The organism is Lacrimispora sanguinis (assembly GCF_044987295.1).
Taxonomy (GTDB): Bacteria; Bacillota; Clostridia; order Lachnospirales; family Lachnospiraceae; genus Lacrimispora; species Lacrimispora celerecrescens_B.
This window is the reverse complement of the sequence record NZ_CP173277.1, coordinates 4,132,906-4,150,899: the sequence shown is the minus strand read 5'-3', so window position 1 is coordinate 4,150,899 and position 17,994 is coordinate 4,132,906. Positions and strand designations below refer to the sequence as shown.

Sequence of the window (17,994 nt, the reverse complement as noted above, 5' to 3'; positions counted from 1 at the left end):
CTCCCCCTATTCCACTGTTTTTGGCACCTTAAAAGCTCCATCTTTGCGTTCCGGAGCATTTTTTAAGATGTTTTCTCTGTCGTCACCGTTTTCTACTACATCTTCACGAAAAACGTTGTGTACCGGGAATACATGGGACATGGGTTCCACGCCATCGGTATCCAGTTCATTTAATTTATCAATATAATCCAGCATACGGCCCATATCATTTTTTGCCGCTTCCTTTTCCGTCTGGTCAAGTTCAAGCTGTGCCAGGATTCCTACGTATTCGATTGTCGCATCATCGATCATGTGTGCCATCTATTTCTTACTCCTTTCCTTTTTCCTGCCCATGTTTTTTGGGCAGAGCCCGCCCCGTTTTAGAGCCTGCCCCGCTTTATCGGGTACCGGGCGTAAAGGTATACCCGCAGGGTGATTCCTCTTTATTATGGTTCCAGTCTCGTTACATCTCTTGGAAAAAGGGTAGTTTCCCTTATGTTCCCTTCGTCAAGAAGACGCATAGTAAGGCGCTCCAGGCCGATTCCAAGGCCTCCGTGAGGCGGCATACCATATTGGAATATCATTAAATAGGAAGAAATATCTTCGGGATTCATGCCTCTGGCCTCCATTTTGTTGAGGATCGCAGCATAATCATGGATTCTCTGGCCTCCGGTCGTTACTTCCAGTCCCTTAAACAATAAATCAAAGCTTAAGGTAAACTTAGGGTCTGAGGGATCGTCCATGGCATAGAAAGGACGCTTCTTTGACGGATAATGGGTAACAAATACGAAATCACTGCCGTACTCTTCTTTAAAGAACCGGCCGATAAGCACTTCCTCCTCTGGTTCCAGATCATAGGGGTTTCTGATCTTCCGGTTGTATTTCCCGGCAACCAGTTCTTTAGCATCTGCAAAACGGACCGTTGGAATATTGGATACATTGGGGAGTGTGACCTTAAGCATGTTAAGCTCTGTTTCATATTCCTCACAAAGAAGTCCAAAGGTATACTGGAGCATAGCTGTCTCCATTTCCATGATCTCCTCAAAGCTGTCAATGTATCCCATTTCAAAGTCCATACTGGTATATTCATTCAAATGTCTTGTTGTATTATGCTTTTCCGCACGGAAGACGGGAGCGACCTCAAATACCCGGTCGTATACGCCTACCATGGTCTGCTTATAAAACTGGGGACTTTGACCCAGTTCTGCTTTTTTATTAAAGTAATCCAGTTTAAATACGTTGGAGCCGCCTTCTGCTCCGCGGGCTACGATCTTAGGTGTTCGGATCTCCGTAAAACCCTGGCTGTGAAGAAAGTCCCGGAATCCTCTTACAATTCCTTCCTGAATACGGAACTTTGCCCTTTCCATGGGGTTTCGAAGGGTAATGGGGCGCAGCGTCAGCTTTGTCTCAAGGGAAGTGTTTAATTTCCACTTGCTGATTGCCACAGGAAGGGCATCTGCCGGCTGGGACAATAAGTCAATCTCTAAAAGACGGATCTCAAACCCATGAGGAGCCCTCTCTTCCTTTGTTACGATTCCAGTGACCCGGACTGATGACTCTTCTTTTAAAAGACTTAAGTCAAAATCCGTTTTCCCTTCCTCGTACACACACTGTACCAGGCCTTCTGCTTTCCGAAGGATCACAAAAGCAACCTCTCCCATATCCCTTATGGTATGGACACTGCCTTCCACTTTTACGGTCCGGCCCTCATAGCCGCCGGATTTGATGCGGTCAATTGTGACCGTCTCCTTTTCTTTTACACCACTGATAAATTCCATATCTGCATTCTCCTTACCTGAATGTAATTGTTTTGATTCCGGTAAAGGGTATAAAAATATCCCGTCCCGGAATACAGTTACATATTCCGGGACGGGATTTATATGGCTATAAGTTCCCGCGGTACCACCCGCATTGAGACAGCTGCTTCTTCCTCCGACCGCAGATATGACAGTCGGATAAGCAAATGCCCCCACTCAAACATTTAACGCATGTGTACGGATAGGCCTACTCATGTCACAATCAATCACTTTAAGAATTGACCGCCGCTTCGGCATATCGGCTCCGGAGTGTTCCCTTAGCCAAGTCCCACGTGACGGCGCTCTCAGTCGGTGACGCCCTCTTCCTGTTGAGGTCCATAGGCCAGAGTCTCCTTCTCTGCCTTTTACAATATAAACTCCTGCAGATTCATGATTCCCTGTACAGGCCTGTTAAATAACAGTTTATCACTTCACTACAATGAATTTCACTTATAATATCATAATCTATTTTAACCTGCAATACTTATTTTTCACAAATTATCCCCAGCATTGGGAAATAGAACCTAATAAATCATACAATATTGACTTTTCCTGTCGAAGCAGTTACAATTATGAACACGCTTACTAAAGAATCAGGAGGGCCTTTTTTTATGTCTGAAACATTGGATGCTATTAGACCTGAAGAGAATAAAATGGGAACCATGCCGGTCAACAAGCTTTTACTGACCATGTCTCTTCCCATGGTTATTTCCATGCTGATACAGGCACTTTATAATGTAGTTGACAGTATTTTCGTGGCACAGATCAGTGAAACAGCTCTTACTGCAGTTTCTCTGGCATTTCCTATACAAAATTTAATCATCGCCATCGCCGTGGGAACCGGTGTGGGAGTCAATGCTCTCCTTTCCCGCTCCCTTGGGGAAAAGAATCCGGAAAAGGCAAATCTGGCCGCAGTCAATGGAATATTTATTTTTATTCTCAGCTATCTTGTTTCTGCTCTGTTTGGAATTTTCTTTTCCCGGTTTTATTTTACGGTGCAGACAAGCAATGAAGAGATCATCAACCAGGGGACCATCTATCTTTCTATCTGCACCATCTTTTCCTTTGGCGTATACCTGCAAATTGCTTTTGAACGAATCATGCAGTCCACCGGACGCACCATCTATAACATGATCACCCAGGGGCTTGGAGCCATCATCAACATCATTCTGGATCCAATTCTCATATTCGGACTATTCGGATTTCCACGCCTTGGTATTGCCGGAGCCGCTATTGCAACCATCATCGGCCAGATCATTGCCATGATGCTCCTTTTGTATTTTAATTTAACCAGAAATCCTGATGTAAATTTAAATATGCGGGGTTTTCGCCCACATAAAGAAACAATTATTGATATTTATAAGGTAGGACTTCCCTCTATTATCATGCAGTCCATTGGTTCTGTCATGACCTTTGGTGTGAATAAGATCCTTCTTTTGTTTTCCGAAACCGCAGTCTCCGTATTCGGCATATTCTTTAAGCTGCAAAGCTTCATCTTCATGCCCGTGTTCGGACTTAATAACGGTATGGTGCCCATAGTCGCTTATAACTGGGGTGCAAAAAACAAGGAACGTATTATGAAAACCATACGCTCCAGCGTCATAGGATCTGTCTCCATCATGTTTCTGGGGGTCATCATCTTCCAGGTGTTTCCGAAACAGCTTTTACTCCTGTTCGATGCCTCCGAGCATATGATTTCCATCGGCGTACCTGCCCTTCGCATCATCAGCTTGGGATTCCTTTTTGCCGGCTACAGCATCATTATCGGTTCTGTTTTTCAGGCTCTTGGAAACGGCATCTACAGCCTGATTGTATCCATTGCCAGACAGCTTGTTTGTATTTTGCCACTTGCATATATTTTCGCGAAAGTCTTTGGACTTCATGCAATCTGGTATGCCTTCCCTCTGGCTGAAATTATGTCTTTAGTTTTAACCACCATACTATTTAAACGAATTTATGAAAACTGCATTAAGAAACTATAGGTTTCCCACGCAACGGAATATGCAAGCATTCCGCTTGCTTTAATAGGAGGCAAACAATGAGTTCCGAATATCTTTTAATAGACGGCTACAACATCATATTTGCCTGGCCTGAGCTAAAGGAACTGGCGGAGACCAATATGGACTCCGCCAGAACGAAACTTCAGGATATTCTATGCAATTACCAGGGTTATAAAAAATGCAATGTCATTCTGGTTTTTGACGGCTATAAAGTCAAGGGAAACCCAGGCACAGTCTTAAATTACCACAACATTCATGTGATTTTCACCAAGGAAGCTGAAACCGCAGACCAGTACATTGAAAAAGTCTCCCAGCAGATCGGCAGGCAGTATCAGGTTCGGGTAGCCACCTCGGACAAGTTAGAGCAGATCATCATCCTGGGAACTGGCAGCACACGCCTCTCCGCCAGGGATTTAAAAAAAGAAATCGAAGAGACGAATTTTGAGATTAAGAAGGAACATTTAGAGAGAATTCCCTCAAAGAAAAACCGCCTCTTCGATAATGTAGACCCGGAGCTTTTTGAATATCTGGAGAAAATACGACTGAATAAAAAGGATTAAGCATATATTTATTAAGCCTATACATAGGAGGAACATCACATGTCATTACTTGAATTGTTCATCATCGCGGTAGCCTTATCCATGGATGCCTTTGCCGTCTCCATCTGCAAAGGATTATGCATGCCAAAGATGAACTGGAACAATGCAGTTATCGCAGGCTTATATTTCGGGGGATTCCAATCCGGTATGCCGCTTTTGGGCTACCTGCTGGGATCGCAGTTTAAGGAAGCCATTACTTCCATTGACCACTGGATCGCTTTTATCCTGCTTGGCGCCATTGGCATCAGCATGATAAAGGAATCCTTTAACAATGAAATGGAAGAATGTGAGGTTTCCCCCATGGCTCCCCAAAACATGATCCCCCTGGCAATCGCAACCAGCATTGATGCTCTGGCAGTGGGGGTTACCTTTGCATTCCTGCAGGTACAGATCGTTCCCGCTGTTTCCTTTATTGGAGTTACCACCTTTTCCCTGTCTATCCTGGGAGTTAAAGTAGGAAATGTCTTTGGAACACGCTTTAAATCAAAAGCAGAATTTGCCGGCGGACTGATCCTGATCTTCATGGGATTCAAAATTCTGGTGCAGCATCTGTTTGGGCTTTAAGCCCTCTCACTGGAATACAGCATGACTGCGCCAAAGGGATCCAGCACAAACTTTTTTCCGTTGATCTTTGGAGCGCTGTCATTGGATAACAGGATCTCCCAGTTGTCCAAGGCTTCCCTTCCTACTATCTCCTGGTGCTTTCCGGTAAAATTAGCAAAGACCAGCAGCTTTTCTTTCTTCCAGTTTCTCTGATAGGCAAATATCCCTTTCTGCTTAAGTGGAACAGGCTCATAGCTTCCTTCACTGATCACGCTATAGTGTTTCCTCAGTTGGATAAGCTTCTGATAGTAGAAAAAGACCGAATCAGGATCAGCAAGGCTCTCCCTCACATTGATCTTTTCACAATTTTCATTGACACCGATCCAGGGGGTGCCTGTGGTAAATCCGGCCTGCTCTTCTGCCTCCCACTGCATAGGGGTCCTGCTATTATCTCTGGACCGTTCTCTTAATACCCGGTAAATGTCTTCTTCGTTTCTTCCCTGTTCTTTCAATATTTCAAAGTAATGAAGGCTTTCCACATCACGGTACTGGGAAATATGGGTGAAATTCGCATTGGTCATGCCGATTTCTTCTCCCTGGTAAATGTAGGGCGTACCCCGCATCCCGTGTATAACAGTAGCCAGCATCTTTGCGGTACGCTTTCTGTACATTCCATCATCGCCAAACCTGGACACGGCCCTGGGCTGGTCATGATTGCACCAGAACACTGCATTCCAACCGTTCTCTTCGGCCATGGAAGTCTGCCATGTGTGAAAAATCTTTTTCAGTTTTTCAAAATCAAAGGGCATGAAAGACCATTTATCTCCGTCCTTATAATCCACCTTTAAATGATGAAAATTAAAACACATCTTAAACTGCTTTTCATCGGGATTGGTATATCGGATGCAGTGATCAATGGTGGTAGAGGACATCTCTCCTACCGTAATGATATCATCCGCATCTAACCCCGTATCCACTACGATTTCCCTTAAATACTCATGAATCCGGGGGCCATCGGTGTAAAACCGGCGGCCGTCCCCTTCCTCATCATCCTCCCAGGCGGAAGGCTTAGAAACCAGATTAATCACATCAAAGCGGAATCCCTTGATCCCTTTTTCCTTCCAGAACCGAATCACCTTTTTTATCTCTTCCCGAACCATGGGATTCTCCCAGTTTAAGTCTGCCTGGGTTTTATCAAACAAATGAAGGTAATATTTCCCGACTTCCTCCGAATATTCCCATACACTGCCACCGAACTTTGACTGCCAGTTGGTTGGCGGATTACCCGGAGTTCCTTCCTTAAAGAAATAGTAATCCTGGAATTTCTTATCACCGTTAAGAGCCTTTTGAAACCATTCATGACTCGTGGAGGTATGGTTAAAAACCATATCAAACATCAGTCCCATACCCAGTTCTCCGGCTTTTGCGATCAACCGCTCCAAATCCTCCATGGTTCCGAACAAGGGATCGATCCGGCAGTAATCCTGGATATCATACCCATTGTCATTCTGAGGAGACAGGAAAAACGGGGTCAGCCAGAGGTAATCCACTCCCAGCATTTTTAAGTAATCCAGTTTTTCCATCACTCCCTTTAAATCTCCGATCCCGTCACCGTTGCTGTCCCGGAATGATTTTGGGTAGATCTGATAAACACATGATTTCTTAAAGCTCTTCATTTATTCAATCCCTTTCTTTTTTCCAACCATAACTGTCAGTGTAAAGGGCACTGCAATAGCAATCAGCATGCACAAACCGAATATTCCCATATACTGAGGCTGGATAGACAGGATTCCGGGAATACCGCCCACGCCGATGGAATTTGCCATAACATTCATTCCTACGGAAACCGTAGCAGCTATGGCGGAACCAATCATGGCAGAAAGGAACGGGAAGCCCCTCTTTAAATTCACACCGAACATAGCCGGCTCCGTAACTCCCAGATAGCAGGAAATGCAGGCAGGAATGGAAATCTGCTTTGCTTCCTCATCCTTTTTCTGAAGGTACATCATGCCAAGAACTGCAGAACCCTGAGCAATATTGGATAAAGCAATCATAGGCCACAGCATCGTTCCTCCAAACTCTGCCATGAGCTGTAAGTCTATGGCATTGGTCATATGATGAAGGCCGGTAATAACAAGCGGAGCATATATAAAACCAAATAAGGTTGCAAACAGCCAGCGGAAGCTGGAGGTAAGCCCTGCATAAACAACTTTTGAAATCCATGATCCAATGGCCCAGCCAATGGGGCCTACCACTGCGTGGGCAGCGATTACCGCTAAAAGCAGGGAACAGAACGGAACCACGATCATGGAGATTGCCTGAGGCGTAATTTTCTTAAAGAACCTCTCCAGATAGACTAATACAAAACCAGCTAAAATGGCCGGAATGACCTGAGCCTGGTAGCCGATCATCTCCATTTTCACAAAACCAAAGTCCCAGACAGGAACCTCTGCGCCTGATGCCATGGCATAGGCGTTTAAAAGCTGGGGAGATACGAGGGTAAGCCCCAGAACAATTCCAAGGATCTGAGTGGTTCCCATTTTTCTTGTAACAGACCAAGTGATTCCTACCGGCAGGAAATGGAAGATTGCCTCGCCAAGGAGCCAGAGAAAGCTATGAACACCTGCCCAGAACTGTGACACAGAAACGAGAGTCTGGGTACCCCCATTCATAAGATTGATCTCTCCTATGATGTTACGGAATCCAAGAATCAGACCTCCTACGATGATCGCCGGAATTAGCGGAGCAAAAATCTCTGCGATATCAGCCACCGCCCGCTGCAAAAGGTTTAAATTCCCTTTCGCCTCTTTCTTTACTTCGTCCTTGGATACTCCTTCCACACCGGATATGGATACAAAGTCATTGTAAAAGGACTGTACATCATTTCCAATGATTACCTGAAACTGTCCGGCCTGTGTAAAGGTACCTTTGACACTTGAAAGCGCTTCAATCTGTTTGGTATCTGCTTTTGCCGGGTCAACCAGGGCAAAACGCATTCTCGTCATGCAGTGGGTTACTGCCCCGATATTTTCCTTTCCCCCCACATACTCTAATAGTTTCCTTGCGTCACTCTCATACTTACCCATATTCATACTCCCTTCATACATGTTTTGGACACTCCCAAACCTATACGTTCATTTTGTGATTATACTATAACATATACGTATATCTTTGTCAATATGCAGGAAAGATTATTTAACTTGTCCGTATATGGACGCAGTAAGTGGTATTTGTATGAACCGGATAAGTTACAACTTCCGGCGGGCAAAATCCACGAATTTAAACTTGTCCGGCCTGTGGCGCGATTCCGTGTACTGGAACAGGGTAGAATCTTCCAGATACGTATAACTCTTCACCACCACCACCATATCGTAGCGCCCCATATCAAGGAGCCGGTAATCCTCATCCGAAGCCATATGGACCGTGATCTCCTTCATGGCAAAACCGATTTTAAGGCCCTGTTCATTCTCTAAATATTCATAAACAGAGTCCTGGGCAGCACGCAAAGGCAGATTCTCCACGACTTTCCTTGAAAAATAGTCCTTATCAATAATGATCTTTTCCCCATCGATTTCCCGTACCCGTTCCAGCACAAAGGCCTCATCTTCAGGACCGATCTGAAGCGCTTCCATCAGCTTTTTATCATTTTTTACAATTTCTAAATTCTCCACAAAGGTTCTGGGCCTGGAATCGGAATAGCGGTAGATTTCTTTGAAGCTCGCTATCTCCGATACCGGGAAATTAAATTTGCTCTTATCAAGCACCTCGGCGGCCTTTCCTCTGGCTTTGCGGATGCAGCCATCCTCCTCCAAGAGCCCCAGAGCTTTACGGACCGTGTCACGGGATGCACCATATATTTCCATCAGCTCCCCTTCCGCCGGAAGCTTATCTCCCGGACGGTATTCCCGCTTTTCTATTTTTTCCAGCAGTTCCTTATAAAGACGCCTGTATTTACTTTCCATAGGCCAATATCCTCACTTTACTTATCTTTTCCATTGATTTACATTTGCATATCAGTTTTTATTTTAACATATACGTATACCTTAGTCAAATAATTCGGATTTATACAAAAAAATAAGCATACAACTATGCAATCGTCCCTTTCTTTTCTTTCCATATATGGATTGATATGGTAAACTGTTTTTAGAGCAAAGACTACATAGGAGGACCCACATGCAAATACAATATACAAAAAATTCAAACAATAAAGGCGTCTTAGGCATTATCCGCCGCTTCTGTAATTATATTGATCCACGGCTGACAGAACACGGTTCCCACGTAGCTTATATCATTTCCCGTATGCTAAAGGATACCGGGCAATATACAAAGCAAGAACTTCGGGATATCTGTTTTCTGGCTCAGCTTCATGATATCGGAGCATATAAGACAGAAGAAATTTCCAGGATGCTTCAATTCGAAACCGATGATATTTGGGATCACTCCTTCTATGGATATCTTTTCATACGATATTTTTCTCCACTCAAGGAATTAGCTCCTGCAGTACTCTTACACCACATCACATGGAATTTCCTGGAACAAGGAGATGTGCCCAGCACAAAATTAAAAGATCTGTCGCAGATTCTCCATATTGCAGACCGAATCGATGTCTCCATGTCACTGGAAAAACGTTCCTGGAAGGAAACACTTAAACTGATCACCCAAGGAACGAATAACATTTTTGCCCCTCACATCGTAGATCTTGCAGCCAGGCTTGATTTTAAAGACTCCATTGAAAATGAATGGAGAAAAGATTCAGAATACTTCGACTCTCTAACCAGCATTCCACTTTCCGAAGAAGAGTCTACGGAATATTTGAAAATGCTGGTCTTTATCATTGATTTTAGAAGCCATCATACCGTAACCCATACCATAACCACCACAAGCATCAGCTACGAACTTGGAAAACTCCTGTCCTTAAATGAGGAACAATTAAACCAGGTTCTCTGCGGCTCACTGCTGCACGATCTGGGTAAAATTGCAATTCCTGTTGAAATTCTTGAGTATCCGGGAAAATTAAGCCAAAAGGCCATGGGAATCATGCGGACCCATGTAAACTTCACGGAGAAAATATTCGGGGGAAGCATTGATCAAGCCATTGAGCGCATCGCACTGCGCCATCATGAAAAACTAAATGGTTCCGGATATCCAAAAAGGCTGAAAGCCGAGGATTTAACTACGGAAGAACGTCTCGTGGCCATAGCCGATATCATCAGCGCCTTAACCGGTACCAGAAGCTATAAGGCTTCTTTTCCAACAGACGATATTCTGACCATCCTTACCAAGATGAAGAATGACGGTCTTCTGGATGAATCCATCGTTGATCTGGCAACGGAACATCTTGATGATATCCTTGATACGACTTTCATCCGATGTCAGCCTATCCTAAGCATTTACGAAAAACTGAGAAAAGAATATGAATCTCTGCCTCAATTGGAATCCTACGATGAAAAGCTTCACTTTGCACTTACCTTAAGAGACCCGGAGATTATGCCCTCATGGCCATGAAACGTAAAAAATCCGGCTGGAACCAGCCGGATTTTCTTTTCTTATTTTAAGATAACTCTTACAAATTTTTTCTTTCCGCGTTTTACGATCATCCCATCTCCGGAAAATTGCTCTTTCGCGAAAACGGCTTTCACATCAGAAACAGCTTCACCTTCTACGGTTACGCCTCCTTGTTCCACATTGCGCCTTGCTTCAGAACGGGTAGGAGCCAGACCGGACTTTTGAAGAATAGCCAGGATGTCAATGCTTCCGTCTGTAAAATCTGCCTCTTCCAACTCACAGGTTGGCATATCTGCTGTATTGCCGCCGGTAAACAGCGCTCTGGCACTCTCTCTTGCCCTTTCCGCTTCCTCTTTTCCATGAACCAGATTGGTCAGCTCATAGGCAAGAATTTCTTTTGCTTCATTTAACTGGCTGCCTTCCCAGCTGTCCATCTCATTAATCTGTTCGATAGGAAGGAAGGTGAGCATGCGCAGGCATTTTAACACATCTGCATCGGCAATGTTTCTCCAGTACTGGAAGAAATCAAAAGGAGAAGTCTTTTCCGGATCAAGCCATACAGCGCCGGACTGGGTTTTACCCATCTTATTTCCTTCGGAATTTAAAAGCAGGGTGATGGTCATGGCATGAGCATCTTTTCCAAGCTTCCGACGAATCAATTCTGTTCCGCCAAGCATATTGCTCCACTGATCATCTCCTCCAAACTGCATGTTGCAGCCATAACGGTTAAACAGCTCATAGAAGTCATAGCTCTGCATAATCATGTAGTTGAATTCCAGGAAACTTAAGCCCTTTTCCATACGCTGCTTATAGCATTCCGCGGTCAGCATGCGGTTAACGGAAAAATGGGGGCCAACCTCCCTGAGGAATTCGATATAATTTAAGTTCAGCAGCCAGTCTGCGTTATTAACCATAAGAGCCTTTCCTTCTGAGAAATCGATAAAACGGCTCATCTGCTTTTTAAAGCAGTCACAGTTATGCTGGATTGTTTCCACTGTCATCACCTGCCGAAGGTCGCTTCTTCCGGAAGGATCTCCAACCATACCGGTTCCGCCTCCGATCAGGGCGATGGGCTTATTGCCTGCCTCCTGAAGGCGCTTCATTAAGCACAGGGCCATAAAGTGACCTACGTGAAGGCTGTCTGCCGTTGGATCAAATCCGATATAGAATATGGCTTTTCCTTCATTTACCATTTTGCTGATTTCTTCTTCATTCGTCACCTGGGCAATCAAGCCGCGGGCTTTCAATTCTTCATAAATCTTCATCATTATTCTCCTTTTTCATAAAAATAAGCCTCGTCCTATCAAAAGGACGAGGCTGTAGTCTCGTGTTACCACCTTAAGTTTATAAACAGCTCACGCTGTCTACCTCTTTGAGTACCTGATGCGATACTCTAGCACAATAACGGGTGCGGGAATCCGTCGCAGCCTACTTGGCATCTTAGCCGTTTGGTGCGAAGCTCAAAGATGTATTCGCAATCCGTATTCCACGCGCCTCTCATCTGCCGGCTGCTTTCTGTGTGGTCCATCGTAATGCTACTTGTTCTTATCAACGCTTTTACTTGTTTATGAAGTTATAGATTAGTATATGTTGTTTTGTTTTATTTGTCAAGAGGGGTTTTTCATGGAAGATAGCAAATTTTTTTTAATTGTGGTAAAATGGATGCATCTAGAATTACGAACATCACTGCATCAAAAAGAGAGCACAAAAACGAATCCGGAAACATACTGGGAGAAAACCTATGATCACTTTAACCAACAAACAGGCAAGACATTTTATGCTTCTCAAACACGGGCTGCTGGGCAAACACAAATTTAACGGGAAACAGGGCGCCTTCGATTTTGTGCGCCAGGCAGGTTGTATTCAGTTTGATCCGGTTGATTCCTGCGGAAAGAATGCGGAGCTTACGCTGCAATCCCGTGTCAAAGGATTTAAAAAGCAAACGCTATACGAACTGCTATATAGCGACCGCAAACTTGTGGATTATCCTGATAAAAACCTTTCCATCATTCCCACAGAAGACTGGCCGTATTTTGAACGCTATCGGATTGCTGCACGGGAAGGCGGGCGGCGTTTCAAAGAACTGGAGGAACTGGAAGCAAGCACAAAGGATTACATTCAGGCAAACGGAGCGGTCGGTTCTGACAACTTACCCATAGAGGGCAGCATACACTGGCACTCATCCATTCATTGGAGCGGAAATTGGAGCGGCGGTACCAATGCTTCACGGGCGGTGCTTGAGCAGTTATATTCTACCGGTGAACTAATCATTCACCATAAAAAGGGATCTCGTAAGTATTACGACCTCACTCATAAGTATTTACCTGCCGAACTGTTGGAAATTCCTGACCCGCTGCCTGATGAATTTGAGCATCAAAAATGGCGCATTCTCCGGCGGATAGGCGCAGTAGGGTTTCTATGGAATCGTCCATCCGATGCATGGTTAAATATTTGGGGACTTAAAACTCCACAAAGAACTGAAATGTTCAAGGAATTGCTTGACGAAGGGAAAATTTTGCAAGTCAGGGTGGAAGGCTTAAAGGATGACCTTTACTGCCAGGCAGGGGATTTATTTCTAATAGAAGCAGTATTACAAACCGATACCTTTATACCCCGCTGTGAATTAATTGCACCACTTGACTGTATGATGTGGGACAGAAAACTGATCCAAGCATTATTTGGCTTTGAATACACCTGGGAAATCTATACTCCGGCAGAGAAACGCAAATATGGTTTTTATGTTTTACCAATGCTTTATGGCAGCAGTTTTATCGGACGTGTGGAAGCAGTTGCCGACACAAAGAAACGTACGCTGATTGTAAAAAACATCTGGTATGAGGATGGAATAAGACAAACAAAAAAGATTCAGGCAGCTGTTAACGGCTGTATGAAACGGTTTGCTAAATTTAATGAATGTGATGTGATTGATTTCGCATATCTGGATGTATGACAGATTTCCAATGAGAAATTGAATATCTGCTTTATCATAAACAACAAACTGCGATATGCTGCCCACCCCGGGAGCATATCGCAGTTTGTTATCAGCTGTAATTATACTATCGCCTTATATTGTATAAAGTTAAATTCATGACCAACGGACATATTTCAGCCTTTTACATATCTTAATTGAACTAACGGCTTACCATAATTGACTTCCCTTTTAGTACCGTCAAAACTAAAATTAAATTTTTCATAAAATCGCCTTGCTCTATTGTTTTCTTCAAATACCCAAAGGAATATTTCTTTTGGCTTTAAACGCTTTAACTCCTTTAATGCAAAATCCAACATTTCTTTCCCATAACCTTTACCACAAAATTCCTCAATTAAGTATATCGCCCATATTTCACCTACGCCACTCTTATCTTCCTCGTAGCTTTTGTTTATAATAATAAATCCTATCATTCTTTCCGCATATGTTACACAATAATATTCGATATCACCAACGGTTGTTAAAGCTTTTTTGTACTTTTCAAATCGTCTTTCTTTTTCTGTTAACATACTTTTTAAGAATTCATCAGGAACGATTCCTTTATAAGCTGATTGCCAGCAAGAAATATGGCAGACAGTATAATTGTAAGCATCTTGGGGTAAAGCTTTACGAATAATAATTCCCATTATGTTATCCTCCGAAAATATAAATAATCTTCAATGTAAATGATACAAGCAATGAGCAACACTACCCGGTATCCATTTCCTTCTTTTACAAAGTTTTGTTTTTATGTATCCACCATGTTTCGTTTTGGATCGGATAAAAACCAATGCTATAATAGAATTGTTGTGATGAAAGAACATAAGCCTGCTTTGCGCCAAGTTTTCCACATCTATTAACACCTTCAAGGACAGCAGCTTTACCCAACCCCATTTTACGATATTCTGGAAGAGTAAAAACTGGTTCAACATAAGCATATCTGCTGTTTGGAATGCACCACATTCCGCAATGGGCTGCATAATCTCCGTTCGGAGCTACAACTAATATTCGCAAATTCAAATCTAAATGCGGTGCATCAAAGCCTTCCTGCTTTTTCATGGATTCTTTTTCTCGTTCATTACGCTGCCGTTGGTTGTTAAAGCCTCTCCATATTGCATTGTAATACCGTTCAATATCAAAGCCCTTATCATCAAAACTAATTATTCTATATCCTTCTGGAAGCGTGTAACTATGATTGCTAATATCAATCATTGCAACTGAAGACTTTTGCGTAGTTGGGGTAAAGTCCCTTTGAGCAGCAGCTCGCTGATATTCAAAATCGCCGTCTGGTAATGTAATTTTTATTTCTCCGTGTAAATTCAGGTTTCGTAATGCATATTCAATGAGTTGTGGTTTCATGTAATCGTACTTCTCATCCAAACAAAAATAAGATTCGCCGAGATCGCCTTCATAAGTTGCTAAACCAACTATTATTCCATTATCCTCTACAATGCCTATATGTGATAGATGTTCCATATTCATATATGGGCCAAATTGCCATACCCACCTTGCCCATAAGTAGTTGGGGGTAATGACTTTGTCGTTATTCATGCGTATTAAAAAATCACATACTTTTTTAAAATCTTCCGTGTATCCCCATTCATTCGTGTAGCTTCTAATAATTACACCCATAGTATCCCTCCCTATTTACATAACGGATTAACTGCTGCTGTATTGGAACTATTACCTTTTCTTTATATCTCCATTTTACCGCATTACTTATCGTATTTAAATGACATATTTGCCTCCTGTAACCACGGCAGTGTCGTTTGCCTATGGGGTTATCTCCATTATACTCCTTGCTGCAAAGGTGGAAAAAAGCTTTCAGCATAAGTATCAGGTGGATAGTGAAAGCTTTATTCGCATGAACACACAAGCTTTATTAAGGAATATTTGTGCAGAGCAAAAATCAGATGAGACATAACCTGCAACATTTATATCTCTTTACTTCTGGAAACCTGGCAAAGAAATCGTCTGTTTCCAAAAGTGAGGATGCATGCAACGGGTTCCTTTGCATGCATCCTCACTTTTATTATTAAGTATTATATGGCTGATAAGAATCAAACCAATTAAGCATCTTTATTTATCCAACCATTGGGCAGATTCAGCCCCCATTCTTTCCGACAATGCCAAAACCAGCCCATCTACTACAGCAATAGGGGCTGACATGGAACGGTATTCCTTTTCCTCACCTTGGTAAATATACAAATGCATATCAGCTTTTTGCTTATCCGGTACGTATAACCTGCTGGTAAAGGCCATCGTATGGTAAGAAGCTATCTTCTGATACTTAAGAATCATATGCCCCTCCCGGGAAACTTTAGTAATATTAAACAGGATGACAAGATCTCCTGCTCCTGCCTTTGCCAATCCTTCTAGCACCTCAGCGCCACTGGAGGGGAGAAGCACCACGGAAAGCCCCAGGCGGCGCAGGCGGAAAAATAGAAGCTGTCCCAGCGAGGAAGAGGCATTTTTAGCATAGATAAAGATACACTTTGCCTCCAAAATAGATTTAATAGCACGATCAAATTCTGATGTATCCAGCTGCTCCAGGGTTTTTTGTAAGCAATGCTGCTGTCGCATGAGCCAATTTTGCAGCGTGAATTCCGCCTCCTGCATCAAAGGTGCGGCTATTTTCTTCACCGGTTCATGCCTCGTACTTTGCTGTATTACTACCTGTTTAAGCTGCTTAAAGTCCTTGCAGCCTACATGACGTGCAAAACGGGAAACCGTTGCATCCGAAAGCCCTAGACAGGAGGACAATTGTCCGATGGTCATAAACAAAAATACGTCGGTATGGCTGCTGATATATTCTATAATCTTTTGATCTGCGCTGGTCAGTTCTTCCGGCAACGCCGGAAAATTCAGCTGCATAAAGCCACCTCCTTTTGCACTGCGGATACTTCTTAATCATGCAGCCTTATTGTGTCACTTCCAGTATAAATGCACAATGTAAACTTAACCATCAAACTGCAGTAAAATGAAAGTAAATTTTCTAAGAAAGTCATGATAGCTGAAAATTCAGGGAAACTTTTTCTCTTTATTTTAACTAAGCATTCTCTACTTTTAAGTAAATTTAAAGTCCTAACTATTCATACATACCTGCGGCATTGTTTAAGTTTAATTTCAAATATTTTTACTTTATTTTTACTTCTAACATTTAAATGGCTGCTTATTGATGAAACACAATGTTAATGTATAAATAAAAATAAGCCCCGTCCTATCAAAAGGACGAGGCTAAAATCTCGTTAAATGCTACTTTAATTCCGGCCAATATTCTTTATTGGCCTCTATCAGATCATCTAAAATCTGTTTTGCAACAGAGGCGCTTGGTACAGTCTTTGATAAGGTCAGAGCCTGCCACAGCTTTAAATAGCTTCCTTCGGTCCAGGCCTCTACCACCAGTCGCTCCACTGCAAGCTGCTCTTCCATCATGCCCTTTTCAAAGGTTGGAATGTTCCCCTGGCACAATGGCTCCGGTCCTTCATTTCCTACCAGACAAGGCACTTCTACCATGGCGGTAGGGTCAAAATTAGAGATGGCTCCTTTATTTTCCACGATGCAAAGCATCTGTTCCCGGGTATTGAACCCAATCGCGCAGGCCAGATCCACAATAAAGGAAGCGTGATTGTCTATGGAGAACTCTCCGCCTTTTGCAGTCTCTGCCTGAATGATGGCTCTAGCAGCGCTAAACACTTCTTTTTCTCTTCCCTCCATCACCTCATTGGCTCTGGTATGATTGGGATCGGTGTGTTCTACTACATAATCTGGGTAAAGGTAATATTTTAAATAGGTATTGGGAAGAAAATCAGGCTCCAGCTTTAATAAATCGGCCGCCTTTTTATGGGTCAGCTGCCAGCTTGCATCCATATGCTGAGTCTCCACGGCCTTTTCCGTCAGATACCCGTTTTTAGACACATAATCCAAAAGCTGCGGCATCAAGTCTGTCCCATCCTTATCCTTTACGCTGGTCCACCAGCCGAAATGGTTCAGACCAAAATATTTTACATCCATATCCTTAGGGTCTCTGCCTACGATGTATCCCATGCGTCTCTTGGTTCCTACCGGCATGTCGCAGATATTCAGTACCTTGGAATGGGGCTTCAGCACACGGCAGGCCTCTGCCACGATAGAAGCAGGATTGGAGTAATTAAGCATCCAGCAGACCGGAGAATATTTTTCCATAAAATCAATTAACTCCATCATACCGCCGATGCTTCTCATCCCATATGCAATTCCGCCGGGACCGCAGGTCTCCTGTCCCACCACATGATATTTCATTGGAATCTTTTCATCCAGCTCCCGCATGGCATATTTACCCACCCGGATATGAGCCATACAGAAATCCACATCAGTAAAGGCTTCCTTGGGATCTGTTGTATAGGAAAACTCCACCTCCGGTGCAATTTCCTTCATAACGATGCCTATGGCCTTTGCCAGGGTTTCCTGGCGCTCTCCGTCATTGTCATAAAGCTTTAAAGAACGTATGGGAAATCGATGCAGGTTATCCATCAGCATCATTACAATACCTGGCGTGTAAGTGCTCCCGCCGCCTGCGATTACGATTGAGAATTTTTTCATTTATTTTACCTCCTTGCTTTGTC

Annotated in this window: 15 protein-coding genes and 1 other annotated feature; of the genes, 5 read left to right on the top strand and 10 right to left on the bottom strand. The window is 43.3% G+C overall.

Annotation, left to right across the window (positions count from 1 at the left end; translation table 11 throughout):
• Positions 1 to 6: 6 nt before the first annotated feature.
• Together gatC and aspS are read right to left on the bottom strand one after the other, a co-directional pair.
• Positions 7 to 300, bottom strand: a complete 294-nt coding sequence (gene gatC / locus ACHZES_RS19265) for an Asp-tRNA(Asn)/Glu-tRNA(Gln) amidotransferase subunit GatC (RefSeq protein ID WP_395546271.1) — start codon at positions 298 to 300, stop codon at positions 7 to 9.
• Between the two features lie 125 nt (positions 301 to 425).
• Entirely contained in the window at positions 426 to 1,757 is a 1,332-nt protein-coding gene (gene aspS, locus ACHZES_RS19260) for an aspartate--tRNA(Asn) ligase (RefSeq protein WP_395546270.1), read from the bottom strand.
• 629 nt (positions 1,758 to 2,386) lie between these two features.
• Between aspS and ACHZES_RS19255 the strand changes: the two genes are divergently transcribed.
• The 3 genes from ACHZES_RS19255 to ACHZES_RS19245 are packed head-to-tail and all read left to right on the top strand — an operon-like array spanning position 2,387 to position 4,938.
• Positions 2,387 to 3,757 (top strand): MATE family efflux transporter, encoded by a 1,371-nt coding sequence (locus ACHZES_RS19255; protein ID WP_038278498.1) that lies wholly within the window; start codon positions 2,387 to 2,389, stop codon positions 3,755 to 3,757.
• Between the two features lie 56 nt (positions 3,758 to 3,813).
• On the top strand, positions 3,814 to 4,335 hold the full coding sequence (locus tag ACHZES_RS19250; RefSeq protein ID WP_038278500.1) for an NYN domain-containing protein: 522 nt from the start codon (positions 3,814 to 3,816) through the stop codon (positions 4,333 to 4,335).
• 39 nt (positions 4,336 to 4,374) lie between these two features.
• Entirely contained in the window at positions 4,375 to 4,938 is a 564-nt protein-coding gene (locus tag ACHZES_RS19245) for a manganese efflux pump MntP family protein (RefSeq protein ID WP_038278502.1), read from the top strand.
• Here ACHZES_RS19245 and treC read toward each other — a convergent pair.
• The 3 genes from treC to treR all read right to left on the bottom strand — a co-directional run bounded on the left by treC (position 4,935) and on the right by treR (position 8,879).
• Positions 4,935 to 6,593: an alpha,alpha-phosphotrehalase gene (gene treC, locus ACHZES_RS19240; RefSeq protein ID WP_395546269.1), complete on the bottom strand. Its 1,659-nt coding sequence runs from the start codon at positions 6,591 to 6,593 to the stop codon at positions 4,935 to 4,937. The genes ACHZES_RS19245 and treC overlap by 4 nt on opposite strands.
• Positions 6,594 to 8,003 (bottom strand): PTS system trehalose-specific EIIBC component, encoded by a 1,410-nt coding sequence (gene treP / locus ACHZES_RS19235; protein WP_038278697.1) that lies wholly within the window; start codon positions 8,001 to 8,003, stop codon positions 6,594 to 6,596.
• A 162-nt stretch (positions 8,004 to 8,165) separates the two neighbouring features.
• Positions 8,166 to 8,879 carry a trehalose operon repressor gene (gene treR / locus ACHZES_RS19230; protein WP_038278507.1) on the bottom strand — a complete coding sequence of 238 codons (714 nt, stop codon included), beginning with the start codon at positions 8,877 to 8,879 and terminating at the stop codon, positions 8,166 to 8,168.
• A 211-nt stretch (positions 8,880 to 9,090) separates the two neighbouring features.
• On the opposite strand from treR, the gene ACHZES_RS19225 reads away from it, so the two are divergent.
• Entirely contained in the window at positions 9,091 to 10,422 is a 1,332-nt protein-coding gene (locus ACHZES_RS19225) for an HD domain-containing phosphohydrolase (protein ID WP_395546268.1), read from the top strand.
• A 41-nt stretch (positions 10,423 to 10,463) separates the two neighbouring features.
• Here ACHZES_RS19225 and tyrS read toward each other — a convergent pair whose 3' ends face one another.
• Positions 10,464 to 11,687, bottom strand: a complete 1,224-nt coding sequence (gene tyrS / locus ACHZES_RS19220; protein WP_038278509.1) for a tyrosine--tRNA ligase — start codon at positions 11,685 to 11,687, stop codon at positions 10,464 to 10,466.
• Between the two features lie 39 nt (positions 11,688 to 11,726).
• Positions 11,727 to 11,983, bottom strand: a binding site (T-box leader).
• A gap of 180 nt (positions 11,984 to 12,163) precedes the next feature.
• Here tyrS and ACHZES_RS19215 point away from each other — a divergent pair.
• Positions 12,164 to 13,372, top strand: coding sequence for a winged helix-turn-helix domain-containing protein (locus tag ACHZES_RS19215; RefSeq protein ID WP_395546267.1), 1,209 nt, complete (start codon positions 12,164 to 12,166; stop codon positions 13,370 to 13,372).
• 155 nt (positions 13,373 to 13,527) lie between these two features.
• On the opposite strand, the gene ACHZES_RS19210 is transcribed toward ACHZES_RS19215, so the two are convergent.
• From ACHZES_RS19210 to ACHZES_RS19195, 4 genes are all read right to left on the bottom strand, one after another.
• The gene (locus ACHZES_RS19210) at positions 13,528 to 14,037 is read right to left on the bottom strand and encodes a GNAT family N-acetyltransferase (protein ID WP_051835045.1); all 510 of its coding nucleotides are present in this window, start codon (positions 14,035 to 14,037) and stop codon (positions 13,528 to 13,530) included.
• An 85-nt stretch (positions 14,038 to 14,122) separates the two neighbouring features.
• The gene (locus ACHZES_RS19205) at positions 14,123 to 15,022 is read right to left on the bottom strand and encodes a GNAT family N-acetyltransferase (protein WP_395546266.1); all 900 of its coding nucleotides are present in this window, start codon (positions 15,020 to 15,022) and stop codon (positions 14,123 to 14,125) included.
• Between the two features lie 447 nt (positions 15,023 to 15,469).
• Entirely contained in the window at positions 15,470 to 16,264 is a 795-nt protein-coding gene (locus ACHZES_RS19200; protein ID WP_395546264.1) for a MurR/RpiR family transcriptional regulator, read from the bottom strand.
• A gap of 381 nt (positions 16,265 to 16,645) precedes the next feature.
• Entirely contained in the window at positions 16,646 to 17,971 is a 1,326-nt protein-coding gene (locus ACHZES_RS19195; RefSeq protein ID WP_395546263.1) for a 6-phospho-alpha-glucosidase, read from the bottom strand.
• Positions 17,972 to 17,994: the final 23 nt, after the last annotated feature.